The sequence below is a fragment of the Aporhodopirellula rubra genome (assembly GCF_014192335.1).
GTDB classification, from domain to species: domain Bacteria; phylum Planctomycetota; class Planctomycetia; order Pirellulales; family Pirellulaceae; genus Rhodopirellula; species Rhodopirellula rubra.
The window spans coordinates 239,762-265,331 of the sequence record NZ_JACHXU010000002.1 but is presented as its reverse complement, the minus strand read 5'-3'; the positions used below and the strand labels follow the sequence as shown (position 1 = coordinate 265,331).

Here is a 25,570-nt window from a genome sequence, read left to right as displayed (position 1 = left end):
CGACTGCCGGAGTGGAGTCCATAGGTTCGATTCCTGTCGTCCCGACTCCAACCGCGCCGAGGCGTTTCTCGGTCGCGGCCCCACACCGGGGCGAAGCTCATTTGGGAGCAACCTCTGCACCAAACTTCGTCGAATCGCTTTTTCGTAAGGAGGTCACCATGGCCAACAAGTCTCTATTCCAAAGCATCACCAGCGTCCTGCCACGTGCGACTGTCGTCAACGAAGCAGGTGGCCCAGCGTACAAGTTGTCCGCGAAGCACGCGCTCGCGCAAATGGCGGCGACCGGCACGTTCGGCAACGTCTACTACGCGTCCGCGCAAAACCAACTCGACGCGATGCGAAAGCTGATCGACGAGATCGACGACAACGAATTCCTAGCAAAGCTGGCCGTCTATTCACGTGAGCGTGCTTACATGAAGGACATGCCAGCGGCGTTGCTCGTCGTGCTGTCGACGCGAGACACCAAGCTCATGCACCAAGTCTTCGACCGAGTCGCGGACAACGGTCGCGTTCTGCGCACCGTTTTCCAAATGACTCGCTCGGGACAGTTCGGTCGCAAGGGCCTATCGTCTTCGCTGCAGCGTGCGTTCCAGCGTTGGCTGAACGACGCGTCTGTTGGCAAGTTGCTTTCAGCTTCGATCGGAAACGATCCAAGCCTGCGAGACATCTTGCGAATGGCACGTCCGACGCCAAAGGATGACGCTCGTCGAGCACTGTTTGGATGGCTGACCGATAAGCCAGTCGAGAAGTGGGCACCTGCAACGGTTGACCACTTGCCATCGACGGTGCAATCGCTGGTCGCTTACCGAGCAGCCGACACGGCCGAAGCCCAAACGCTGATCGCTGGCGACCTACAAGTTCGATGGGACTTGCTGGCCGACGCGGCCAAGGGTCCGCTCGTTTGGAAGGCAATTGCCCGACAGATGGGACCGCAAGCACTGCGAATGAACCTCAACACGCTACTGCGTCACGACGCATTCAAGAAGCCTGGAATCCTCGGATTCGCAGGAACCGACAACGCGGTGATCGACTACGTGGCCGGCCAACTGGCTGACCGCGACGCGATTGCTCGCAGCCGTCAGTTCCCGTACCAGTTCCTGGCGGCTTACATGAACGCATCGGACGAGGTTCCAAGCAAGATCAAGACGGCGTTGCATGACGCTGCCGAGATCGCGTGCGGAAACGTGCCAAAGTTGCCAGGCCCAGTCATCATCGGACTCGACACGTCAGGTTCGATGGGATGTGCCGTCACCGGCAACCGTGGTCGCGGCGGAACGTCGAAGATGCGATGCGTCGATGTTGCGGCACTGTTCGCAGCAGCGATTCTGCGTCGCAACCCAGACAGCGTCGTGATTCCGTTCGATACGCAAGCTTACAAGGTTAAGGTCGATCCAAGTGATTCGATTTTGTCACTGTCAGCACGCTTGTCGAAGTACGGAGGAGGAGGAACGGACTGCTCGTTGCCGTTCGTTGAAGCCAACACACGCTACGCAAAGCAAGCCTTTGCCGGCATCGTGCTGGTCAGCGACAACGAAAGCTGGATCACCTCGGGACGTCGTTACGGCTACGGCCAAAACGGCTCAACCGGTGTGATGACCCAATGGGAGAAGTTCAAGAAGACCCAGCGTGGACTCGGCATTGTCGATCCAAAGCTAGTCTGCATCGACATTCAACCCTACGGAACCAGCCAGGCACCCGAGCGAGACGACATTCTCAACATCGGCGGCTTCAGTGACGCCGTGTTCAACGTCGTCTCATCGTTCCTAGAAAACGACGCATCCCGCTTCGTCCGCGAAGTCGAATCCGTCGAACTGTAAGTCAAAAGACGAACAAAACCGAAACGCCCGCGGAGGAGCAATCCCCGCGGGCGTTTTTTTGTTTCGCGTGAGGATGCTGTACTGAACCGATGCGTGGCGATAGTGTCTCAGTTGGCTATGAGAATCACATCCATCGAATCGAAACTGCTTACCGAAATCCAGTTTCTGAATGCAGGTCGTGGTCCTGGCGACTTCTACAACGATGTCGTTCCGGTTCATCGTGGCTTCGTTGATGCATTGCCCACGGGAACTTCAGCGATTGTCGCAACCGCCGACCTGCAAGGACGCGAGACTTTCGAGTCGGCTTGTCGACAGCCGCTGCGGCTTCTAGGCGAAGTCCTTCCGGCGATGCTGAGAGCGGATGTACTTCCCAGTCTCGGTCTGCCAAAGGGAGACATCGGCGTCTTGCTTGCCGGAGATTTCTACACTGTCCCGGCACTCGACAAGCGTGGCGGCTCCGGCGAAGTACGGCCAGTCTGGGACGCGTTCGCCGCTGAGTTCGACTGGGTTGCCGGCGTCGCAGGAAACCACGACACGTTCGCGGACGGTGCGAACAGGCCGAGCTTCACTGGCCCGGTTCACTTCCTTGACAACGATCACGTGACGATCGGCGGCGTTTCGATCGCCGGACTGAGCGGTATCCCTGGAAACCCAAGACGTCCTTGGCGACGTACCGAAGACGACTACATCGAGACGCTAGGCATGCTCCTGTGCGAGGTGCCAGCGATCACACTCATGCACGAGGGACCTGACGCTACTGCCAGTGGCTTCCGTGGATCACCGCGCATACGAGAAGTCTTCGAGCAATCCGCCAATTCACTTGTTGTCAGGGGCCATTCACATTGGCCGGAGCCTTTCGCCGAGCTCTCCTGCGGAACGCAGGTTCTCAACGTGGACGCAAGAGTCGTTATCCTGACAGAGAACAATTGCTAAACCCGCCTATCACCTTCTTTAACGAGCAGGTGTACTGCCTAGCAATGAAAATTTGCACAGCGACGACGATCACGTCGTGGTCCCTGGTTACGAATGAGATGTAAAAGAACAGATAGAACGAACCTGAATATGTTTGAGTAGCACGCGGCTTCAGCAATCGACAATCCCCAACGACCCGATCTGTTTCTTCGCATCAGAGCCAATCGGCTCCATGCATCCGTAGCACAACAATTCTCTTGCGCGTGTTGCTGCAACATAGCCAATTCGACAATCATCCGATTTATTTCTTGTTCGCTCCTTTGGATCGGTTTCGAGCCATCGGAGGAGTTCGTTTTGCGTCCTTGCAACCGCTAAAACACCGTCGGCCTGCAAACCTTTGGCTCGGTGAATTGACGAGCTTAACTCGGTCGATTCTTCTCGTGTTCCGATTGCCACCGCCGCATTTAGCGAGAACACCAAGCTAGAGAGATTTCGTGTGCTAGACTTTCTATCAAGCCCGAGCTGACGTTTAGCGTAAGTCCATACGGCTGCTTCGTCGAGGGAGCCTTCGCGACACAGTTGGAGAATAGACAAGCAGTGTTTTCGCCATGTCAGATTGTCGAATAGACACTTTGCTTGAACTTCTCGAGGACTTGCACCAGCCGCCTGCGAAAGTAGTTCACTAGCGTCTCCGAGAAGCGTCTTTGTTTTCTTGCCATTGCCAGCAGAATGCCTGATTCCAAACTCAACTCTGACCGGATCAAAGCAATCATTCTGGCGTGAGAGATACAGGCGTTGTTCAACTTTTTCCTGCGAAGAGATTGACTGACAAACATCCCGAAACTGCAGCACCATATCTTGCACCCTGTGGCTATTGCAGCAGAAAACCGCAGGAACACCACGCTTGGGTTTGTGAGCATCTTGCTGAATGTCTGTCCTGAACTGGTTTGTGAATTCAACCAGTTCTCCATTCGCGCGGTGATTGACCAGACGCTCTTGCAACCTTGACTTCGATTTAAACTCATTGAAGGGTAATTCTTCAAATGTCGGCGCCTTCATGTTTGTACCGGCATAAGCATGGCTCGTGATGTACTGCTCAGGATCGCCGACCACATAGATTCGAGTCTGTTTCTCAATCCGCAATTGGTCGAAGACCTTCAACTGACGTTTGTCTACATCCTGGAATTCATCGATAAAGAGGAATTGCAGACGTCCTCCAATTCGAGCCCGGATCTTTGGATTGGAAAGAAGAGTTACGGCCGTTGCAAGCATGTCCTCATAGGGCACAATCCCCTTCGCCCTCATCTTTTTCTTGATCGAGTTTCTTACCATTGGAGGCTTGTCATTTTGAAAAGCCACGTAGATGCGTTGTTCCGGCAACTCATTCATCAAGGTAGCAAACGGCCTTAAGATGAATCGGCTAACGAAGGTGTGAGTCGTACCAATAAAAACATTGCGGGGAAGATGAACTCGCCGAGCGAGACGCTCGCGAATTTCGTTCGTAGCGGCGTTGGTGTAGGTAATGGCCGCAAGGTGTCGACATGGAGTAAGCTCTTGGATGGCCTTTTCGATCTGATCGACCATCTCGTGCGTCTTGCCCGCGCCAGGCCCTGCTACGACAAGTGTTGGCTTCATCACTTGCTGTTACCCTCTGGATAAATGAACTGGAAACCTTTGTCGATATAGTCCGGCGGCGTTGCGTTGGCGTCTTTTTTCGCCAACTCGGTTACAAAATTGAACGCGAAAGGCGCTTTGTAGTCCTCGATCTCAGCAAATGTAACAGTGGGATCTAGGTCTTTTGTTTTGAAATCGACTTTCACCTTCTTTCCATTGATCGGTCTTGTCGCCGTGAGTGCGTCAAGGACAACTTTCTTGCCTTTGCCCTTCTTGTTCGCCTTGATCAAATCCAGCTCAAACGTTGTTAGCTCCGATACACAAATCTTGATGAATTCATGGCCGGCGTACTTGCCTTTCATCGCGTCCGCTCGATTCTCAGTCGCTTTTCCAGTGTCACTATCCGTCAAAACAACGCACTTCTTGAATAGCCCGTTTCCAACCACAATCAAGAAATGCTTAAATGCGACGCCGTTTACGTTGATGACGGAACATCCGATCGACTCCAGCGTGCGGCTGTATTTTTGACGAAACAGTTCTGGAATGATCACTTGCTCCGCGATGCCCTCCACCAAAATCAAACTCCTCGCAAACAGAAGCCTCGATTTGGTCGCGTCGAGGTAGAGTGACAGAAATCGAACTGACTCCTTCTGTTTTTGCGGATCAATACCGTCAAGAATATAGTGCGGCTTCAACGAGCCGTCGTTCAGCCTCGAAATGACAACAGTGTTGTCAAGGTTAAGCTTTGCGGCCAAATGCGTGGAGTGAGAGGTTAGGAGCAGCTGGAGGCCATCGGCATGTTGTTCTCGAATCTGCTCAATGTTGGAAGCGAGGTGGTCCTGGAGGTGCGGATGCAAATGGGCTTCCGGCTCTTCAATTCCGACGCAGCGGAAACAGACATAGTTGTCATCACTGGCGTCAGGCTTTTCGGTCCTCGCAATTTGCGAGATGACGAAAGCGACGTAAAGCAGGTTGTTTCTCCCAAGACCGTTTCTTGCGACTGTGAATGGGTTGGCCCCATAAGCAAGCCCGATCTTTTTTAGAAGCTCGGTCGCATCCGGCGCGGTGAAGTTGAACGCAATTGAGTTGTCTTCGTCGGCTGTAACCAATGAAACCTGGGCAAGTAATCGTTCGATCTCCTGCTTTAAGGTGTGCAGCGTCGTGTTGGAGCGAACGGCGGTCTCAACTTCTCTGAGCGAAGCCGCAAGGTCCGAGTATCGGAGGTCGCCATCCCGGTTGAGCACACGGAATAAAAGGCATTGGTCTCTGCCCTCGCTCAGTTCCCGGTTCGCGTCTCTTAGAGCGTCAAGGAGCTCAACTTTCAGCATGCGCAGGTATTGAGTATCGCACTCATTCGCAGGCATTCCGCCGCCGTAAACTGCGTGTCGATATTCTCGGAGCGGGAAGTCAATGAGTCCCTTCGCCTCATCAGCGGTCATGCCGGCGATGGATTTTCTCTGGAGTGTGACCCAGCGTTCCTTGTCAAAGTTTGCACGAAGGCTGAAGCGATAGGTTACTTTCGCTTCATCGAATGCCGTATTGCTGTACCAGTCGCCAACAACGGCATGCTGGTCTTCATTCATCTCTGAGAGCGTCGCTTCGATCGTGACTTCTGGAAACTCAATGTCGGTGTACTCGATACTGGCATCGGCGACTTGGCTCTTGAAGTTATCAACAGCGTTCAGATTGATGTCATCAATTTCAAGCGAGCGGCGTTGTTGAACTGAAATGTCCTGACCAAACAGTAGGGCAGCAGCACTAACCAAATTGGTTTTGCCAATGTTGTTTTCGCCGAGGATGAGCGTGAAAGGTTTCAGAGTTATTTCAAACGCTGGTTCACCGAAGTTGCGAAAGTTCTGAATCCTCAGATTGCTTATATGCATCCGTTGTCCCCTTGTTCCATGCGTTGTCGCGATCGCTGCTTGCTGAAGTGACTACAAGCAATCCGCGAAATCCTGAACTCACCACCCGATTGGCAAGATTATCAGGGATTGGTAAGGTTTGCCTAGTTGGGGTAAGCCTGTTCGCTTCCGTGAGGCCTGAGAATGACCAAGCTGAATGACTTCCTTCGTGTTTCGGACGCTGCCGAGTATCTCGGCGTGTCTCCGAACACACTGCGCAATTGGGAGAACGCCGGCAAGATCGTCGCGCACCGACACCCGGTGAATGGGTACCGACTCTTCAAGCAAGAAGAACTCGATGAACTGCTCACCGCTGCACAGCGTCCCAGCGGCGATTCAAATGACCGGGCACGCAAACCTCGTTAAGGAATTACTTAGCAATCCGAAATGGTCGAAACCCGTTATGTCCTGTCGTTTTCCGCTGGCGGACTTCTCTATCACGAATCCATCGTGGTCGCTGAAGCCTACGCGAGTGCGCGCGGCGACTGGGAACGGACAATCGAAGACATCAAGGGCGGGAATCTGCTGCAGAGTCGCACGGTGAGCACGACCAAACGGAAACTCAGCGAAGTGCGAAAACGCCTGCAGTTACTCACCGATCGTGAAATGTCGCTGCTGGCCACCGGTTCGCGGCTCGATCAGAAATTGCTGCTCTGGCTCGCGTGTTGCCTGCGATACCAGGTGCTTGGCGACTTTGCCCGCGACGTGTTGCGGGGCAGGTACCTGCAAATGGACCTGTTTATCGGGCCTGCCGACGTTGAGCGTTTTCTCGAAGCCAAAGCCGTTTGGCACGACGAACTCGAAAACCTAGCGGCTAGCACCCGCACCAAATTGCAGACCGTCATGATGCGGATGCTTCGTGAGTCGGAAATGGTCACGGAAGACGGCGTTGTTTTGCCACCCATGATGTCCCCAGAACTTCAGTCAGCGATCATGGACGATTCTCGAGATTATTTCCAGTTTTTCCCCGTCGCAATACCGCAGTAGGAGCCGCCGCGAATGAATCGTGGTTTACAAACCGCACCGATCCCCGACCGCTTCGAGCACATTCGTAAAGTGATTTGCAGTCAGCGGTTTCAACGCATGGAAGGCATCGGCAACGAAGTGCCCTTTTTCGTCGTGCCGTACTGCCCTACGGAAGAGAATGACATGCAGGGGCTCCAGCAAACGCTGATCAAGCGACTCAAAAAGGATGGCATTCACGTCCTGGAAATCAATCTCTACGACGTCGCGAAGGAGTTGGCCGATGAAATGGGCGATTGGGACTTCTGGATTGAAAACGAAGCTAACCACGACAAAGAAGAACTGAAAGAAGCTCTTCAAGGTTTGACCGACGCCGAAACCAAGCTCGCGCCGGCGATTGAAGCGAAGATTCAGGCCGCCGAGTTCGAGGTCATGTTTCTAACGGGCGTTGGGGAAGTCTTCCCGTACATTCGGTCGCACACGGTGCTGAACAACCTGCAGCGAGTGGCCAAAGATCGGCCGACAATCTTGTTCTTCCCTGGTGACTATTCACACTCGCTCGAAGACGGCGCATCGCTGGATCTATTTGGCCGACTCCGCGACGACAAGTACTACCGAGCGTTCAATCTCTACGAACGAGAGACCTGAGCGGTTCTTGATTAGCGACACTCGACATTGAAATTTGGGCACCCGGATATACCAGACATGCAACTGCGACAAATCTTTGAATACAAGATCGACCGACCGATCGAAGGTGTCATCAAAGCCGACGATGACGCGGAGCTGAAGACTGAAGTCGTAGAATACGTCTTCACGGACGAGATCGAACGCAGGCTCGACGATTTCCTCGAAGCCTACACCAACTACCAGAACGCCAACGGCGTTTGGCTGTCCGGCTTCTTTGGCTCCGGTAAGTCGCACCTGCTGAAAATGTTGGCCCTGATGTTGTCCGGCCGCCAAGTCGATGGACTGGATGTCGGACGAACGCTACGCGGCAAAGTCAAAGACACGATGGTGGTCGGCCGGATCGACAAGGCGCTCGCGATCCCCAGCGAAAGCATCTTGTTCAATATCGACCAGAAGGCTGACGTCATCAGCAAGAAAGACGTCGATGCGTTGCTGGCCGTGTTCGTCAAAGTCTTCGACGAAAAGTGTGGTTACTACGGCAAACAAGGTTACATCGCCCACTTCGAGCGACATCTGGACCATGACGGATTGTTGCAGCCGTTTCGTGAAGCGTTTGAAAAGCACGCCGGCATGCCTTGGGAAACAGGCCGTGAGCGGGTATTGCGTGTTGGCAGCCACATCGACAAAGCGTTCGCCGACGTCACTGGCGAAACCGTGACGGGCGTGATCGGCAAGCACAAAGACGACTACAAACTGTCGATTGAAGACTTTGCCGAGCAAGTCAAAACGTACATCGACAGCAAAGAAGCCAGCCTTGGGAAAGATTTTCGACTGAACTTCTTCGTCGACGAAGTCGGGCAATACATCGCCGACAACACCAAGTTGATGACCAACTTGCAAACGATCGCAGAGAGCCTGGCGACAAAATGCCGAGGCCGCGCGTGGATCATCGTCACGGCACAGGAAGACATTGCGGGCGTCATCGGCGAGATGACCAAAGAGCAGTCCAATGACTTCTCAAAGATTCAGGCCCGCTTCGCCAACCGGATGAAGCTGACCAGTACCAACGTTGCCGAAGTCATCCAAAAGCGTCTGTTGCTGAAAACTGAGGACGGTGAAAAGCACCTGCAGCCGATCTACGAAAAGGAAGTCAACAACTTCCGCACCCTGTTCGATTTCGCCGACGGTCAAAAATACCGCAACTTTCAAGACGAAGAGCACTTCTTCAACTGCTACCCCTTCATCCCGTACCAGTTTGAACTGTTCCAGCTCGCCATTCGTGGGTTGTCGACGCACAACGCATTTGAAGGAAAGCACAGTAGCGTCGGCGAGCGTTCGATGTTGGGCGTCTTCCAGGAAGTCGCGATCGCTATCGCCGATGACCAGATCGGAAAGCTGGCAACGTTCGACTTGATGTACAAGGGCATCAGTTCGGCGCTCAAGAGCCATCTGCTCTCGGTTCGTGCTGCGGAAAAGAATCTCGACAACCCGCTCGCGATCAAACTGTTGAAAGTCCTGTTGTTGGTCAAGTACGTCAAAGAGTTCAAGGCGTCGGTCCACAACCTGAGCGTTCTGATGATCGAGAGCTTCGATCAAGACGTCGGCAAGCTACATCAAGACGTCGAGGAAGCATTGAACCTCCTCGAAAATCAGGTCTACATTCAACGCAGCGGTGACTACTACGAATTCTTGACCGACGAAGAAAAGGACGTCGAGCAAGAGATCAAGAACACCGAAGTCGACTCCAGCGAAGTCGCCGACGAGTTGCACAAGATCATCTTTGAAAAGGTGCTCAAAGGTCGCAAGCTCCGGTACGAACCCAACAAGCGTGATTTTTCGTTCACGCGAAAGCTGGACGACAAGATGTACGGCCGGGAATACGAGCTTGGCGTTCACGTCATCAGCCCGTTCCACGAGCACTGCGACAATCCCGATCAAGTCAAAATGGCTTACATCGGTCGAAACGAAGTCACCGTCATGTTGCCAGCGGACGCTCGCCTGATCCGCGATCTGACGCTGATGAAGCAAACCGCCAAGTACGTCGGCCAAAACTACCAAACGACCAAGAAGGAAAACGTCAAACGGATCCTGGGCAACAAGACGACCGCCAACCAGGACCGCGAGCGGCAATTGGTCGAACACGTCAAAGCATTGATGGGAAAGGCGACGATGTTTGTCGCCGGCAGCGAAGTCGAATCGACCAAGGAAGATCCTGGGCTGCGGTTGCACGACGGCTTTGAAACGCTCGTCGAGCAAACCTACACGAACCTACGGATGCTGCGCGGCGTCAACTTCACCGAAGCCCAAATCGAAGATTGCCTAAGCCAATCTAGCGACGGTCTGTTTGGTAACGACGCCGCCGTCATCACCGAGCCTGAAAGCGAGATGCTCAGCTCGATCAGCCTGAGCGTAAACAAAGGCATCCGGCCAACCGTTAAAAAGTTGGTCGAGGACTTTGAAACCAAGCCCTACGGTTGGCCGCTGCCGGCGATCCAGTGCATCTTGGCCAAGTTGATCGCACGCGGCAAAGTCGAGGTCCGCAGCGATGGCCAATTGCTCGACGGCGCTTCGTTGCTCGCGCATCTGAAGAATACCGGTAAGTTCGGCAACATGGTCCTGGAGCCGCAGGTTGACTTCAGTGCCAGTCAGACCCGTGCGCTTCGGGAGTTCCACGAACAATTCTTTGACGAGCCGCCGCGAGCCAACGAAGCCAAGGCTCTTGGCACCGAAACCGCTGAAACGTTTGTGTCGCTGTGCGACGACTTGCGTGATCTTGCCGCCAAGGCAAGTGACTATCCGTTTCTGGGGGCACTCGCCGAACCGATCGACGAGTTCAAGAAGCTAGGCAAGAAGTCCTACAAGTTTTTCCTGGCTGAGTTTGATGGTCATCGGGATCGGTTGCTGGACACGAAAGAAGACTTGCTCGACCCGATTCGGCGTTTCATGTCTGGTCCCAATGCCAGTCTCTTTGGCGAGGCTAAGCAATTCCTCGCCCGCAACGAAACGAACTTCGGGTACCTCGACGGCGACGAATCCGGAGACCTCAAAAAGATCCTGGCCGATCCGAAGTGTTATGCCGGCAACTCGATGCAGCAGGTCCGCTCGCTGGTCGATTCGCTGAAGGCACGCCTCGAAACACTCGCCGCTGACGCCCGTGCTGCCGCCGAGGAGGCGGTGACGTCGCGCGTCAAGAAACTACAAGCGATCCCTGGCTACGAAACATTGACGACCGAGCAACGCAGCGAAATCGACGCGATCGTGAAAGGCACGGTCGATCAGATCCGAACGCAACCGATCATCGCCGTCGTCCGTGAAGCCGCCACGCAATTTGAGAACAAGTCCTACACCGAGATTCTCGGCAAGGTCACGCAGTGGACTGCCCCCAGGCCCGACCCAAAAGACGAACCGAAGGATGGGGCCCCCAAGCCGGAATGGAAACCGCCGATCGAATTCATCGGACTCAGCCACCTTGAGGTCGATTTCGACAAGCCTTGGTTAGAAACGACCGACGACGTCGATCAATACATCAGCAAGCTGCGCGAAGCGATGGCAGTGGCAGTGCAAGAGGGGAAGCGGATCCAGCTATGATCAAACTACGAATATCCAGAAAACTGAATCATCAACCCGTGCGCCGATCGCACAGTGCCAACGGACACATTTATGAAGATTAAAGTCAAGAATTTAGGGCCAATTAGGCAAGCCGAGTTTGAGGTCGGTGAACTAACGACAATTTGCGGCATGAATAATACCGGAAAAACGTACATCACCCACGCGATGTATGGGTTCTTGGACTACTTCCACAACGGTTATTCATATCTGCCGCTTGACCTTTCAAGACTCGAAAAGGACGGGCAACTTACGGTCGATCTCGAGGAATTGCACGCGAAACGCAACTCAATTGCAGCACGGGCATCAAAAGAGTTTAGCAGGCGGCATATTGGTCAAGTTTTCGGAGCTGCAGAGGGAGCATTCGACGACACTGAGATTATCATCTCTGGTCTTGCTGAAAACAGGCGATTGAAAACTCTCGAGAGAAAAACAAAGTTCGGTTCAGCGGACAAGGCGTATTTGCAACTTGAAAAGAAGTCAGGTTCGACCAAGGCAAGCATTTCGCTACTGCAGGAAAGCGACTCGGAAGAATCGTTGCCAATTCCGTTGCATCTTGCAGGTGAGTTGATCGGCGAGGCACTGAAAGACATTGTTTTTGATCGCATTATCCCAAAGCCATTTATTTCGAGTGCCGAGAGAACTGGCGCAGCGATATTCCAGAAGGAACTTGACTTCACCCGAAATCGGTTGATCGAAGTTCTAGGTGACAAATCGAATAAGCTCCGTCCCTATGATCTCTTCAGCCATTTCAAAGGAACATATCCGGTAGCGGTTCGCAAGAATGTAGATTTTATTCGTGAACTGAGTTCGATCGTTGATCGCAAGAGCTTCCTATTAGATCAACACACTGATTTCTTGGCGGAGTTTAGCGACCTGATTGGTGGAGAGTATGCCGTCAATCGTGACGGCGATGTCCAGTTCCTACCAGCCTCAAGAAAGAGAGTAAAGCTATCTCTTGTGGAAAGCTCCAGCAGTGTTCGGTCTCTACTAGACATTGGGTTTTACCTCCGTCATATCGCTGCCCCGGGGGATTTACTCGTGGTGGATGAACCAGAGCTAAATTTACATCCCTCTATTCAGCGTCGGTTCGCCCGTCTGTTAGCGAGGCTCGTGAACCTTGATATTCAGGTTTTCTTGACAACGCACAGCGACTACATCATCAGAGAGTTTAACACTCTCTTGATGCTTAATGAAAGTCAATCGCGTCACAACGCAATCATGGAGCGAGAAGGATACAGCACGACTGAGCTACTGAAGGTTGAGCAAGTGCGATCCTACTTCACGGAAGAGAGGACGATAAAACTTGACGACAGAACAAATCGAAAGAAATGCCTGACATTGACGTCGGCGCAGATAGATCAGAAGCAGGGAATCGAAATCAAGAGTTTTGATACCACGATTGATTTCATGAATCGGATTCAAGACGAAGTCATGTGGGGCGGCAATGAGTGAATATAGCGTCTTGGTTTCGTTGATTAATGACGTAGCAGTCATACCAGTGCAGGATGATGGCTATGGGAATAAAACATTGGAATTAACGGAAGTAGATGCGCCCGATTCATCGGTTGAAATTCGCCATGTTCCAAATGATCTAATCGCAATCGACGTTGATCGTAATTTTTCTAACGATGGGCTTGTTTCATCGTCTCGGGGTGCTCGAAAGAGATGTGACTATTTGCTGCTCTCCGCGCAGATGCAATGCGCAGTGTCGCTTGAAATGAAACGGGAAAACCCATCGACTCAGACCGAGCAGATTCAGCAACTGACGGGTACTCTTTGCGTGTTCGAGTACTTTGATGCTCTTCTTCGCAACTTCTACAAGGAAGATTTCCTTGGGCAATATGCCCGCAGGTTCGCTGTTTTGAGACACACTCGCATTCGGCGACGGGGTACTCGAAGTCAGTCACCAGTTTTGCATGACGCACCTGAGAGAGCATTGTTCTTGTGTGGTCAAACGGTCCTTCAGTTTGGTCAGCTTGCCAGGCCGAACGCCTAGTCAGCATTCCAAATCCAAAATCCCCAATCGAAAATCCAAAATCTGCTGATGGACACATCCAAACTTCGCAAATTCGCCTCGTTCGCGCGCAAGTCGTTGATCGAACAGGTTGGCACCAAGATGAAGGCCGTCTTGGCCGAGGGAAGTCTTGCGCGCCGGGAGAATGCGGGCGTGGTGTCGGATCTGGAAGCCAAAATCAAGGAGATCGGAAAAGAGCAAACGATTGAGACGGTCGCCTACACCTGGTTCAACCGGTTTTGTGCCCTGCGCTACATGGATGTCAATCGCTATACCAAGATCGGTATTCTGTCCCCGGCCGATGGGCAGTTCTTGCCAGAGATATTGGGTGAGGCCAAAGCGGGGCACGTTGATGACGAGATGGTGCCGGCGGGGACGCGGGAGAAGGTACTGCGGATTTTGGATGGGACCGACCCGAGTGACGATCCGCAGGGCGAGGCGTATCGGTTGCTGCTCGTCGCGGCGTGCAATCACTACCACTCGTTGATGCCGTTTCTGTTCGAGAAGATTTCGGACTACACCGAGTTGTTGTTGCCCGATGATTTGCTGTCCGGCAGCGCGATTCCGACATACACGCGGGAAGCCCTGTTGCCGGCGAACTGCTCACCCGAGCACACCGAGGAATCGGTCGAGGTGATTGGGTGGCTGTACCAGTTCTACATCGCGGACAAGAAAGATGATGTCTTCGCGGCATTGAAGAAAGGCAAGAAGATCACGCCCGAGAACATTCCGGCGGCGACGCAGTTGTTCACGCCGCACTGGATAGTGCGTTACCTCGTTGAAAACTCGCTGGGCCGGTTGTGGATGCTCAACCATCCCGAATCGAAACTGGCCGAGCGGATGGATTACTACATCCGCCCGGAGGAACCCGAAACCGACTTTTTGAAGATCACCAGCCCTGAGGAGTTGAAGGTCTGCGATCCGGCGTGTGGCAGCGGGCACATGCTGACGTACGCATTCGATCTATTGCATGCGATCTACGAAGAACAAGGCTACCAGCCGACCGACGTTCCAGCGTTGATTTTGACGCACAACTTGTACGGCGTTGAAATTGACGATCGTGCCGGCGCGTTGGCCGCGTTCGCACTGACGATGAAGGCCCGCGAGAAGTATCGGCGATTTTTGTCACCCGGCAAGATCGTTCAGCCCAACATCTGTGTGTTGGAGAACATCAAGGTCGATCCCGAGGAACTCGATGACTACATGGACAAGGTTGGGCGAGACCTGTTCACCGGCGGCTTGCAGGGTGTCGTGAATCAGTGGGAGGAAGCGGACAACTTTGGTTCGCTGATCCGTCCTTTGGTGGCAGACGTGAGCGAAGTGCTGGAATTACTTCGCGAGCGTCAGATGGGCGAAGACCTGTTCCTTGCGGGCGTTCACCAGAAAGTGCTCAAGGCGCTGCGGCAGGCCGATTATCTGAGTCCCAAGTACCACGTCGTCGTCGCAAACCCGCCCTATATGGGTTCCAAGGGAATGAACCCGCGTATGAAGGACTTCTTGGAGTCCAACTTTGAGGAAGTGAAGTCAGACGCATTTTCCGCCTTCATTGTTCGGAACACAGAACTCGCTCTTGATCGAGGCCAACTTGGTTACATGTCGCCCTTCGTCTGGATGTTCCTAGCGTCCTACGAAGATTTGCGAACCTACCTTATTCGGACGAAGACCATAACTTCATTGGTGCAACTTGAGTACTCAGGCTTCGACGGAGCAACAGTACCGATATGCACTTTCACTCTCGAAAACCGCAGTTGCCCCGACTACGAAGGAGCCTACGTGCGTCTGTCGGAGTTTCGAGGAGCCGAAAACCAAGGCCCAAAGACGTTGGAGGCGATTCGAGATTCAAATTGTGGTTGGTTCTACCGAACGGCATCCAAACAGTTTGACCGTATTCCGGGAAGTCCTGTTGCCTACTGGGTGAACAACAACGTACGTGGACTTTTTGAAGAGCTGCCATCGCTGTCCGATTCCATGAATATCACCGGCGGCATGACCACTGCAGACAACGATCGTTTCGTTCGACTTTGGCATGAGGTTGCGATCGGTAAGGCGCACCTTTCATGCGAATCCCGCGAGGAAGCGATCGAATCTGGAAGAAAGTGGTTTCCGTACAACAAAGGAGGGAGCTATCGAAAGTGGTACGGGAACCGAGAGCACTTTGTAAATTGGTTCAACGACGGCGAGGAAATCCAGAGTACAGGCCGCGCGTTTCCGCGCAGCAAAGATTGCTACTTCAAAGAGTCGTTGACTTATACAGCGACAAGTTCGTCGTACTTTGGGATTCGCTACTGTCCGCCGGGGGCAATCTTTGATGCCAAGGGGTCTTCATGCTTTGCCGGACACGCGACCTTGCTCAACGGATTGGGATTTCTTGCATCAGACCTTGCTTCCTACTTGCTTGCTGCGATCAACCCGACGATCGAGTTTCAAACGGGGAACCTGTCAGTCCTGCCGTTCGCTACCAACTTTGACGTCACGCCTCACGTTGAAGAGCTAATTGAGACAACGCGAGACGATTGGGACTCCTATGAAGTTAGCTGGGATTTTTCTCGATCCCCGTTGCTTACAAACGAATCTAGCTTGGAGACTCGATATCAAGAACTCCGAGACTTGTGGCGATCGCAAACAAACAGAGTTATCGAACTCGAACGCCATAACATTCAGGCTCTCGCCCAAGCATACGGCCTGAATGGCGAAGTGGAGACCGAACCGCCACTCGATTCAATTACTTTGGAGTGTAATCCCGTCTGTCGCTACGACGATGACAAGAGCGACTCCGAACTTGAGTCCCTTCTTCTTGCTGACACGATGCGCGAGTTCATCAGCTATGCGGTGGGCTGCATGTTGGGTCGCTACTCGCTGGACAAACCGGGACTGATCCTTGCCAATCAAGGAGACACGTTGGCCGAGTATCTGGCTCAGGTTCCCGAACCGTCGTTCATGCCCGATGACGACAATGTCATCCCGATGCTTGATGGCGACTGGTTCACCGATGACATCAGCGAACGCTTCAAAGAATTCTTGAAAGTCACCTTCGGCACCGAGCACTACGCGGAGAACCTGAAGTTCCTCGAGGACTCTCTGTATCCCGAGAACACGAGCGGTCGCAAGCGAAAGACCATCCGCGACTACTTCCTCAAAGAGTTCTACAACCACCACGTCAAGCTTTACAAGAAGCGGCCGATCTACTGGTTGTTCAGCAGCCCCAAGGGCACCTTCAACGCTCTGATCTACATGCACTGCTACCGACCCGACACTGTCAGCAGCGTGCTGCAATACCTCCGCGACTTCCGCGACAAGCTGGCCCACCGTCGCGACCACCAACAAATGGTCGCCGACAGCGGCGGATCCACCAAGTCCGAACAGACCAAAGCCCTCAAGGAAGTCACAACGATCAAGAAACAACTCAAAGAGCTGGAAGACTACGAACGCGAAACGCTCTTCCCCCTCGCCCAAAAGAAGATCGACATCGACCTCGACGACGGTGTGAAGCACAACTACCCGCTGTTCGGCAAAGCCCTCAAGAAAGTCACTGGGCTTTCAGCGAAGGGGGGCTAGTTCGTGACGTTCCTGAATCAATTCGCTCATGACGAGGAGTTCGCGGATTTCTGCGTGCGCTTGCTGAAGGCTGTCTTCAAGTGCGAGTCGTTTGAAAAATATGCCAAGCGCGGCGAATCGCAAGACGGCATCGACATTATCGACATGGCTCATGGTGACAAGGCGAATGGCGTCCCGTTTCGGGCGGCCCAATGCAAGCTGCACGAACAGGGCAAGACATGCCCACCGGCCGAGATTCGAGCGGAGGTGAAGAAGGCTGCAGGTAGCGATTTTGAAATGGATGAGTTCTACATCCTGACGAATGCCAAGAAGACACGGTACACGGACAATGCGGTCTTAAAGATCAACCGCGACCTCGAACACGGTCAGTCGTTTAAGACGTTTGTGTGGACGTGGCAGGAGATTGAGACCAGACTTCGAGAGTTGGATGCCGTCGCCCGAGACAGAGTGCAGAATGCGGGCAAAGACGAAAGCGTCGAGGGCTTTCGTGTAGTAATGAAGGAGATGATGCCGTCGTTCGCAGAGAATTTGGTGCAGTCCGGCAATCAAGTTCTCCAAGCAAAGTTCGTGCAGGTGGAAAAACACCTAAAGACACAGAATCGCGTCCTAGCAAAATACGAACTGGAACAGATCGACGATTTACCGGCAGCGAGCCAAACTGCGAGCGATCGTTACTTAGTTCATCGGCTCAATGCCAAGTACCTAATGCAGATCGGCCAGTTTGACGAGGCGGCGCGGCGGTTCCTGAAGGCGTACAACGAACAGCCGCAGCTTGACCAAGCCCGAATCAATCGCTCGTTGGCCTTGGAATTACTCGGCGAGAAAGATAAGGCATGGAAACAAGCGAGCGAACTATTGAGAGCAGGCATTCGCACCGAGCCTTTGCCGACGATTGCCTATCGCACCGCACCACGGCCGCACACGGACGAAGTAAAGAGTTGGTACGAAGACCAGCTAGACACGTCGGAAGAATTAAACTTGACGCTGGCCGACGAGGCACGCGTTGACGGCCGTCCCGAGGATTCGATTCGATATGCCGAAAAGGCGATCGAGATTGACGAGGAATCCGCGCGTGGTTTTGTGCTGCGTGGGTTTGCCTATCACAACCTTGCCCTGAACAGTGATCCCGAACGTACCGCCGAGCGATTGGCCCTTGCCGAGCGAGATTATTTGCACGTTCTTTCGATGACGGGCGATCCGCTGCCCGATGGATTGATGGCGGACGTTCATCGCAACTTGGGGAACACGCAATTCTTGCTCGGACGATCGAATCCTGAAAAGGCATTCGAGGACGCGATTGCGAAAGCGGATGAGAAAAGCCCCTATGTCGAACAATACTTGAGCTACCTCTGCTCGCGACGGGAGTTCGAGACGGCCAACCGGGTCCTTCGTCAGCACGGGATTGACGAAGCGAGCTTGGATCAACGATTCATTCGGTTGGTTGTCCAACGGAATGACCAGACGACGGAGCACTCAACCGACTTCATCGAGGCGATGGAGAAGTTGTATGGGGAAGGTGAGTTCCGACGGCGCGATGAATGCCTGGGCTTCATCGTTCAGTGGTCCATCGACGATTCCAAGGTGGAGCAAGGGATCGAGCGTTTGCAGCGAATGCAACCAAACCTCGATCCGTTCGAGTTTGGTTGCTGTATGGCTTGGCTACAGCACGTCGGCGGCGATGACGAAAAGGCGCTTCAGCATGCGACGGAGACGAAGCGGCTGTTGAAGCCTGAGTCGCCGCCGAATTACGTGGCACTGCTCGCGCGGCTGTTCATGGACTTGGATGACGACGTTCAGGCGCTTCCGCTGTTGAAGCAGGCGGCCGACTGCACGCGATTGACGATCGAAACGCGAGCGTTGCTGGATTGTGCTCAGCGACTGCAGCAACACGACGTGATGCTGGAGACGTGTCGATTGCTGCGGGTCAATCAGGCAGACACCGATGCGACTCGGTCGATGGAGCTGCAAATTCTGTTCGGCTACGTGCCGAATGAGGCGGCTGAGTTGGTCCGCGAACTGATTGACAAGCATCCTGACGACCGTGGGCTGTACGCTTGGCTTTGTCATATCGAAACACGTTTGCACGGTCGCTACGAGGAGCTGGATGAGGCTCGGCTGCCAAAGCCGGATGGACTGAACGTGCATGAGGCGCAGCGGGTTTTGGCACCGCTGATGGCACTTGAACGCTATTCGGCAGTCGTCCGGTTCGCCTATGAGGTGCTGCGTCACAATCAGGGCGACGAGATCGCGCACGGCGGATACATGTGGCTGTTCATGGAGTTTGCATCGAAGAGCGATCTTGATTTGGACGTTTCCGACGTGCGATCGGATTGTGCGGTCACGTTTCGTGAATCGGATGGCGAAAAGAAGACGGTTGTGATCGAGAAGAACCTGACGCACAAGCGTTTCGATGGCGACATCGACGGCGAAAGTGAGTTTGCCCAGGCAATTTCCGGCAAGTCGGTCGGGGAGACGGTCATCATTTCACCCGACGCAGTGCAGCCTCGCGAGATCACGATTCAGGCGATCGCGTCAAAGTTTGTGTACCGCTATCAAACAGTGCTTGCGGAATTTCAACTGAATTTTCCGTACACGAACACGATCCAGATGATGCACGCGCTGGACGGTGACGAGCTGAATCTGTCGCCGATCAAGAAGAGCTTAGAACAACGTCGGGAACACTGCGAGTCGGTTTTCGCAACGTTTCGCAACCAACCTTTGCCAGTCGCGACACTCGCATCATGGCTGGGGATCGGATTCTATGATGCGCACGGAGTGTTGTGCTCGAAGCCAGAGATTGGCATTCGGACCGGGTTCCAAGCCGATCCGTCGCAGGCGAACGGCTTTGTCGCGAAACCGCTACAGGACGGGCAGTGCCTCCTGCTCGACCCAAGTGCCGTTGTGATTATCGAAAAGCTGGACCTATGGAAATCTCTAAGCAAGTTTCCGTTGGTCGTGACTCGATCGGTTTCGGACTACTTCGCTTCGGAGGTCGAGGATTTAGAAGCGAGTCGATCCGAGGGGACGCTGACGTTAACAGAAAGCGGAAAGGTTGCGTTTCAGGATATCCCGGAGGGCGAGAAGGAAGAACGACTCTATGTGGCTCGCACTCTGCTCAAGAATATCGAGACGAACTGCACCGTAGTGGATTCAATGTCGGTGGCGTCGGTCGATCCGGCACTCCGTGAAGTGTATGACCGGGGCGGCGCGTTCCCCATCCTTGATTGCATCGCGGTGGCGGCCAGCGATCCGAAGTACTTGCTCTGGTCCGATGAGGCGTTCGTTCAGGCGACGGCCCACTTTGATTTCAAGGAGCCATCGACAGGGATTCAGCATGTTTTGGCTCAACTGCGAACCAACGGAACGATCACTCATTCGCGGCTGGATGAATCGGTCGCCAAATTGATGGGATGGAACTACAACCCGATCGCCTGGAATGCTGATGTTGCATTTGCTGCCGCTCGGCTAAGCAATTGGGAGCCAGCAAACTGGCCGTTCACTTCGGTCATCGAGCAGTTTCGCAAGAGCCACTGGACGCTTTCAGCGAAGTGCCACACGGCACTGGGGCTGTTCGTAAAGATCTATCGCTCTAACGCAAGCGAGATTCGACAAACTCCACTGCTCCTTGCCGTGATGGATGCAATTGGCGTCGAGAACGCGGCAGATATCATTCGTGAAAATGCACCTGAAGCCTGTTTCCCAGACGAAGAATTGTTGCGTTCAATTATCGTCAGCCTGCACGTCTGGAAACGCAACTGGCTCGGGAAGTAATGGCACGAAATGCAAACGACTTCCCCAAATCTAAGTTGAACGCGATAACACAATATGTCTGACCGCATCTCGCAAGCTCTCGAAAAACTGTTCACGAAACATCGCATCGTCTTCTGGTACGACGAGGAGGAATCGCTGCGCAAAGATTTTGATGCTGTCGAGGTCCCTGGCATCGAGAAGGTCGAAATCGTGAACAACGAGTTCGGGTTGAAGTACCGCATGCTTCGGCAGGAGCCGAGACAGAAGTTCCTTGTCTTCAAGGCTGGTGGGCCTCCGGAAGACAACGAAAACTGGCTGCTCGATGTTCAATTGGCACATACCGACTTCCGCACGGACAAGGCGTCGTTGTGGCTGACGGAGCTCGAGTTGCCCTATGAGTTCCGGTCGCTGGTCTCGCGACACGCGTTCTTTTTTAACAGTGCCAAACGTCGTGATACGCTGAAGAAGAAGGTCACCAAGAACGACACACTGACTCAGGTCGCAATGAAGATGCTGGGTGTTTGCGCGGATTGTGCCGACAACGAGCCGCGTTTGGATAGCGTGATCGAGAACTTGCTGGCTGAACTCGCCAAGGGCGACGGTGCAAAGCGATACGATCTGATCGTTAAATGTGGGCTCGATGGATTTCTCTGGGAGCAAACCAAGAACGTTTACCAGTACGCGGCCGATTCGCCGACCGTGAAGGATTTCGCGATCGAGCTATTCAAGTCGTGTTACCGCATGGAGGTTGGCGGCGAAGTTCGGCTTGGGAACGAGGCTCTTGTGTTCCTGAAACGCTGGAAGGATTCACGCACGCACGAAGCGGCGTTTGAAACGCTGTCCCATCAATGTGCGGAGATGCTGGGAATCGCTGGCGATCTTGAAAATCGCGATTTGAAGGCTCTTTCGGAGTTGGATTACTTCGAGCTTGTCGACCAACGGATCCTCAGCGAGCTGGCGTCGGCGGTTGCGAAGAAGACGATCTCGTCGGGGGAAAGCACTCAATTGGTTCGTGGCCGGCGTCGTGGGCACTGGTATGCAAAGTACGAGCACTACTACGAAGCGGTCGATCACGCGGCTGAGTTGCTGCATTTGCTCGATACACTTTCGATTCAGTTGGAATCGCTCCAGCAGGGTGTAACGGCCTACGTCCAGACGTTCTACAAACTAGATCAGGTCTATCGGAAATTCATCTTTCATAACGTCAAGTCGGGTGGTGCGACGTTGTTGGGGACTTTGACCGAAGAGATTTGCAAACGTTACACGAACGCCTTCTTGATGCCGCTGGGAGATCGTTGGCAGGAATTGGTAGATGGCCTAGATAAGTGGGCGATCCCCGACAGCCGGCCGCAAACGGGCTTCTTTGACAAATACGTCCGCCGTGTGCTGGAGAAGAACAAGAAGGTTTATGTGATCATCTCCGACGCGATGCGTTTTGAGGTCGGCGAGGAACTGTGTCGTCGAGTGCGGCAAGAAGACAAGTTCGAGGCTGATTTGGCTCACATGATCACGACACTGCCCAGCTACACGCAATTGGGAATGGCGGCACTGTTGCCGCACAAGACACTGCGAATTCAAGAAGACAAGACACCAACCGTCGCCGCCGACGAAGTTTCCACTTCAGGCACGGCGAACCGTGACAAAATATTGAAGGCTGCCGCGAAGAGCATCGCTTCGGATGCTTCCGCACTCGCCGTTCAGGCGGCCGACATTCTGGACAAGACCAAAGAAGATGTTCGGGCTTTGGTTCGCGACCACGACGTGATCTACATCTATCACAATTCGATCGACCAAATTGGTCACACGCAAAAGACAGAACGCAAAGCGTTCGAGGCGGCCGAGACTGCCATAGACGACGTCGTTCGCCTGGTGCGAAAGCTGACCAGCGCGAACGCAACGAATGTAGTGGTCACGGCCGACCATGGGTTCTTGTACCAGGACGAAGTTGAAGAAAGTGATTTCTCATCCGCCGAAGTGAAGGGTGACGTGACGGCGTCGGATCGCCGGTTTTTTGTCGGACGAGATTTGCAGGTGACAGGTGGTGCCAATCTGTACTCATCGCAAGCCTTGGGCTTGGTTGGCGACTTGCAGGTCGCCGTACCCAAATCGATCAATCGCTTCCGCAAGAGCGGCAGCAGTACGCGGTTCATGCACGGTGGAAGCACGTTGCAAGAAATCGTGATTCCGGTGATTTCAATCAAGAAGAGTCGCGGGTCGGACGTGACGGCAGTAGGCGTGGACATGATCCCGCCACCATCAAGCGTGATTTCCACAGGCCAATTAGCGGTTGTCTTCTATCAGTCGGAACCAGTGACCGAAAAAGTGCAGGCTCGCCGATTGCGAGTTGGATTGTATGCGGCCGATGGCGAACTGATTTCGGACAGCCACGAACTGGCGTTCGATTTGACCAGCGAGAATGCTCGCGAACGTGAATTGAAAGTGCGATTGTTGTTGTCCAAGCAAGCCGACAACTACAACCAGCAGCAGATCATGTTGAAGATGGAAGAACCGATCTCCGACACGTCTCAATTCAAGGAATACAAGTCGGTGCCGTTCACCCTACGTCGATCGTTCACCAGTGATTTTGATTGACATCGACCATAGCGATCTGGTTGGGCTCGCTGACCTGCCAGGTCCACGGTATCACGGCACCAAAAGCACTTCAAAACAACATAGATTAATACGATGCGACAGCGAGAACCAAATTCATGACTCCACTTGATAAAAAGATAAACGAACATTTCGGCGGGCTCGTGGTTCGCAAGGACCTGGTCAAAGCGGTCAAGGGCAATGCGATCGTACCGTCATATGTGTTGGAGTACTTACTGGGTCAATACTGCGCGACGTCCGACGAAGACTCGATTCAGACTGGAATCGAAACGGTCAAAGAAATCCTGGCGAAGCACTACGTTAATCGCAGCGAAGCTGGTTTGGTGCGCTCTCAAATCCGCGAAACGAAGCTGCGGAAAATCATTGATCGCATTAGCGTTGAGCTGAATGACAAGGAGGATGTCTATCAAGCGACATTCGCAAATTTGGGTATTAACAAGGTCGCCGTACCGGCCAGCACAGTAAAGAAACACCAAAAACTGCTGGTCGGCGGTGTTTGGTGCATCGCGGACATTGAGTACCAACACGACGAGGACGAAAAGACGGTGCCGTGGATTCTGGAATCGTTGAAACCGATCCAGTTGTCCAGCTTTGATTTCGATGGCTATCTGGCATCCCGCAAGCAGTTCACAACCGAAGAATGGATTGACACTCTGATTCAGAGCATCGGTTTCAACCCGGAATCATTCGGCAGGCGCAGCAAACTGTTGCAGCTCGTGCGATTGATCCCGTTCTGCGAACGCAACTATAACCTGATCGAATTGGGTCCGAAGGGAACCGGCAAGTCGCACGTCTACAGCGAATTCTCGCCACACGGCATGCTGATTTCCGGAGGCGAAGTGACTGTTCCGAAGTTGTTCGTGAACAATGCTACTGGAAGTCTCGGACTTGTAGGCTATTGGGACTGCGTGGCATTCGATGAATTCGCGGGGAAGGCGAAACGGGTCGACAAGGCACTGGTCGACATTATGAAGAACTACATGGCCAACAAGACGTTTTCCCGAGGGATTGAAACATTGGGCGCGGAAGCGTCGATGGCGTTCGTTGGCAATACGCAGCACACCGTCGCACATATGCTGCGACACAGCGACTTGTTCGATGAACTACCGACGAAGTACCACGATTCTGCGTTTCTCGACCGAATCCACTTTTTCATCCCCGGCTGGGAAGTCGATATTATCCGCGGCGACATGTTTACTTCAGACTTCGGTTTTGTCGTGGACTACCTGGCCGAAATCTTGAAACAACAGCGCAGCTTTGACTACTCGCATCTCTACGCGACCAAGTTGCAACTCTCGGAGCAGATCTCGACTCGCGATCGAGACGCGATCAACAAGACGTTCTCTGGTCTGATCAAGATCATCTTCCCAAACCAAGACGCTAGCGATGAGGAGCTTGAAGAGCTGCTTGTGTTTGCGATCGAGGGACGAAAACGCGTCAAAGACCAGTTGATGCGGATTGACCAAACGTACGCCGATGTGCGTTTCGCCTACACCAACCCGCAAGGCGAGGAGGTCGTTGTTAAGACGCTGGAAGAGGACCAGTATCCGGCAATCTATTACAAGAGTGGTGAATCGGATTCGGAGTCAACTGAGCTATCGACGCCGGCACAACAAGCCGAGCCAGTTGAGAACGCCGAGGCGCCTGGTCCAGAGGAAGGCCACGTCACCGTCAAGGAGAATCAGCGAGGTATCGACTTTGATACGTTGTTTGGTCCGTACGTCGCTGGCGCGACGAAAATCGTTCTAACGGATCCCTACATCCGTATCTTCCACCAGGCCCGCAACCTGATGGAGTTCATCGAAACAGTGGCCCGAGTCAAACCAGACGATGAGCGAGTTGAGATCGAATTAATTACATCTGAGGAAGAATTCAGCAGCGAGAAACAACTCGAGTTCTTCGAGAAGATTCAGAAGAGCTGTCTGCCCATCGGAATCTTGTTCTCCTGGACTTTCGAGTCCACGATCCACGCCCGCCATATCGTCACCGACACCGGCTGGAAGATCCTTCTCGACCGCGGCCTTGACGTCTTCCAACGCTACGATGCTAACGACTCATTCTCAATCTCCAACCGCCTCCAAAAACATCGAACCTGCAAAGCCTTTGAGGTAACCTACCTCCGAACCTGACCGCTGACTGATTTATCAACGAATTCCAGTTGAATTCCCAAGTTCCTGAAGTAGGCGATTCGCGTGTGC

The 25,570-nt window shown here is 53.5% G+C and carries 14 protein-coding genes; 12 read left to right on the top strand and 2 right to left on the bottom strand.

Annotated elements, in window-relative coordinates; all coding sequences use genetic code 11:
- The first annotated feature begins 158 nt into the window (after positions 1 to 158).
- Positions 159 to 1,817: a TROVE domain-containing protein gene (locus FHS27_RS03245; protein WP_184301681.1), complete on the top strand. Its 1,659-nt coding sequence runs from the start codon at positions 159 to 161 to the stop codon at positions 1,815 to 1,817.
- A gap of 117 nt (positions 1,818 to 1,934) precedes the next feature.
- Positions 1,935 to 2,750, top strand: coding sequence for a metallophosphoesterase family protein (locus FHS27_RS03240; RefSeq protein WP_184301679.1), 816 nt, complete (start codon positions 1,935 to 1,937; stop codon positions 2,748 to 2,750).
- Positions 2,751 to 2,900: 150 nt separating this feature from the next.
- Here FHS27_RS03240 and FHS27_RS03235 read toward each other — a convergent pair whose 3' ends face one another.
- The gene (locus FHS27_RS03235; RefSeq protein WP_184301676.1) at positions 2,901 to 4,364 is read right to left on the bottom strand and encodes a UvrD-helicase domain-containing protein; all 1,464 of its coding nucleotides are present in this window, start codon (positions 4,362 to 4,364) and stop codon (positions 2,901 to 2,903) included.
- Positions 4,364 to 6,226, bottom strand: a complete 1,863-nt coding sequence (locus FHS27_RS03230) for an ATP-dependent nuclease (protein WP_184301674.1) — start codon at positions 6,224 to 6,226, stop codon at positions 4,364 to 4,366. Before FHS27_RS03230 ends, FHS27_RS03235 begins: the two co-directional genes overlap by 1 nt.
- A gap of 162 nt (positions 6,227 to 6,388) precedes the next feature.
- Here FHS27_RS03230 and FHS27_RS03225 point away from each other — a divergent pair, with 162 nt between their 5' ends.
- The 10 genes from FHS27_RS03225 (at position 6,389) to brxL (ending at position 25,501) form a co-directional block, all read left to right on the top strand.
- Positions 6,389 to 6,610 (top strand): MerR family transcriptional regulator, encoded by a 222-nt coding sequence (locus FHS27_RS03225; protein WP_184301670.1) that lies wholly within the window; start codon positions 6,389 to 6,391, stop codon positions 6,608 to 6,610.
- Between the two features lie 21 nt (positions 6,611 to 6,631).
- Positions 6,632 to 7,231 (top strand): DUF1819 family protein, encoded by a 600-nt coding sequence (locus tag FHS27_RS03220; protein WP_184301667.1) that lies wholly within the window; start codon positions 6,632 to 6,634, stop codon positions 7,229 to 7,231.
- 12 nt (positions 7,232 to 7,243) lie between these two features.
- On the top strand, positions 7,244 to 7,855 hold the full coding sequence (locus FHS27_RS03215; protein ID WP_184301664.1) for a DUF1788 domain-containing protein: 612 nt from the start codon (positions 7,244 to 7,246) through the stop codon (positions 7,853 to 7,855).
- 57 nt (positions 7,856 to 7,912) lie between these two features.
- Positions 7,913 to 11,422 carry a BREX system P-loop protein BrxC gene (brxC, locus tag FHS27_RS03210; RefSeq protein ID WP_184301662.1) on the top strand — a complete coding sequence of 1,170 codons (3,510 nt, stop codon included), beginning with the start codon at positions 7,913 to 7,915 and terminating at the stop codon, positions 11,420 to 11,422.
- Positions 11,423 to 11,494: 72 nt separating this feature from the next.
- Positions 11,495 to 12,895 carry an AAA family ATPase gene (locus FHS27_RS03205; protein ID WP_184301660.1) on the top strand — a complete coding sequence of 467 codons (1,401 nt, stop codon included), beginning with the start codon at positions 11,495 to 11,497 and terminating at the stop codon, positions 12,893 to 12,895.
- Positions 12,888 to 13,439, top strand: a complete 552-nt coding sequence (locus FHS27_RS03200) for a hypothetical protein (protein WP_184301657.1) — start codon at positions 12,888 to 12,890, stop codon at positions 13,437 to 13,439. Before FHS27_RS03205 ends, FHS27_RS03200 begins: the two co-directional genes overlap by 8 nt.
- A gap of 48 nt (positions 13,440 to 13,487) precedes the next feature.
- On the top strand, positions 13,488 to 17,012 hold the full coding sequence (gene pglX / locus FHS27_RS03195) for a BREX-1 system adenine-specific DNA-methyltransferase PglX (protein WP_184301656.1): 3,525 nt from the start codon (positions 13,488 to 13,490) through the stop codon (positions 17,010 to 17,012).
- A gap of 3 nt (positions 17,013 to 17,015) precedes the next feature.
- Positions 17,016 to 20,783, top strand: a complete 3,768-nt coding sequence (locus tag FHS27_RS03190; RefSeq protein ID WP_184301652.1) for a PIN domain-containing protein — start codon at positions 17,016 to 17,018, stop codon at positions 20,781 to 20,783.
- Between the two features lie 54 nt (positions 20,784 to 20,837).
- Positions 20,838 to 23,354: a BREX-1 system phosphatase PglZ type A gene (gene pglZ / locus FHS27_RS03185; RefSeq protein WP_184301650.1), complete on the top strand. Its 2,517-nt coding sequence runs from the start codon at positions 20,838 to 20,840 to the stop codon at positions 23,352 to 23,354.
- Positions 23,355 to 23,470: 116 nt separating this feature from the next.
- Complete coding sequence (brxL, locus tag FHS27_RS03180) at positions 23,471 to 25,501, top strand: BREX system Lon protease-like protein BrxL (protein ID WP_184301647.1); 2,031 nt, start codon at positions 23,471 to 23,473, stop codon at positions 25,499 to 25,501.
- Positions 25,502 to 25,570 lie beyond the last annotated feature (69 nt).

Coding starts and splice junctions, on each gene's coding strand:
- FHS27_RS03245 (WP_184301681.1), top strand. CDS start 159: ATGGCCAACAAGTCTCTATTCCAAAGCATCACCAGCGTCCTGCCACGT.
- FHS27_RS03240 (WP_184301679.1), top strand. CDS start 1,935: ATGAGAATCACATCCATCGAATCGAAACTGCTTACCGAAATCCAGTTT.
- FHS27_RS03235 (WP_184301676.1), bottom strand. CDS start 4,364: ATGAAGCCAACACTTGTCGTAGCAGGGCCTGGCGCGGGCAAGACGCAC.
- FHS27_RS03230 (WP_184301674.1), bottom strand. CDS start 6,226: ATGCATATAAGCAATCTGAGGATTCAGAACTTTCGCAACTTCGGTGAA.
- FHS27_RS03225 (WP_184301670.1), top strand. CDS start 6,389: ATGACCAAGCTGAATGACTTCCTTCGTGTTTCGGACGCTGCCGAGTAT.
- FHS27_RS03220 (WP_184301667.1), top strand. CDS start 6,632: ATGGTCGAAACCCGTTATGTCCTGTCGTTTTCCGCTGGCGGACTTCTC.
- FHS27_RS03215 (WP_184301664.1), top strand. CDS start 7,244: ATGAATCGTGGTTTACAAACCGCACCGATCCCCGACCGCTTCGAGCAC.
- brxC (WP_184301662.1), top strand. CDS start 7,913: ATGCAACTGCGACAAATCTTTGAATACAAGATCGACCGACCGATCGAA.
- FHS27_RS03205 (WP_184301660.1), top strand. CDS start 11,495: ATGAAGATTAAAGTCAAGAATTTAGGGCCAATTAGGCAAGCCGAGTTT.
- FHS27_RS03200 (WP_184301657.1), top strand. CDS start 12,888: ATGAGTGAATATAGCGTCTTGGTTTCGTTGATTAATGACGTAGCAGTC.
- pglX (WP_184301656.1), top strand. CDS start 13,488: ATGGACACATCCAAACTTCGCAAATTCGCCTCGTTCGCGCGCAAGTCG.
- pglZ (WP_184301650.1), top strand. CDS start 20,838: ATGTCTGACCGCATCTCGCAAGCTCTCGAAAAACTGTTCACGAAACAT.
- brxL (WP_184301647.1), top strand. CDS start 23,471: ATGACTCCACTTGATAAAAAGATAAACGAACATTTCGGCGGGCTCGTG.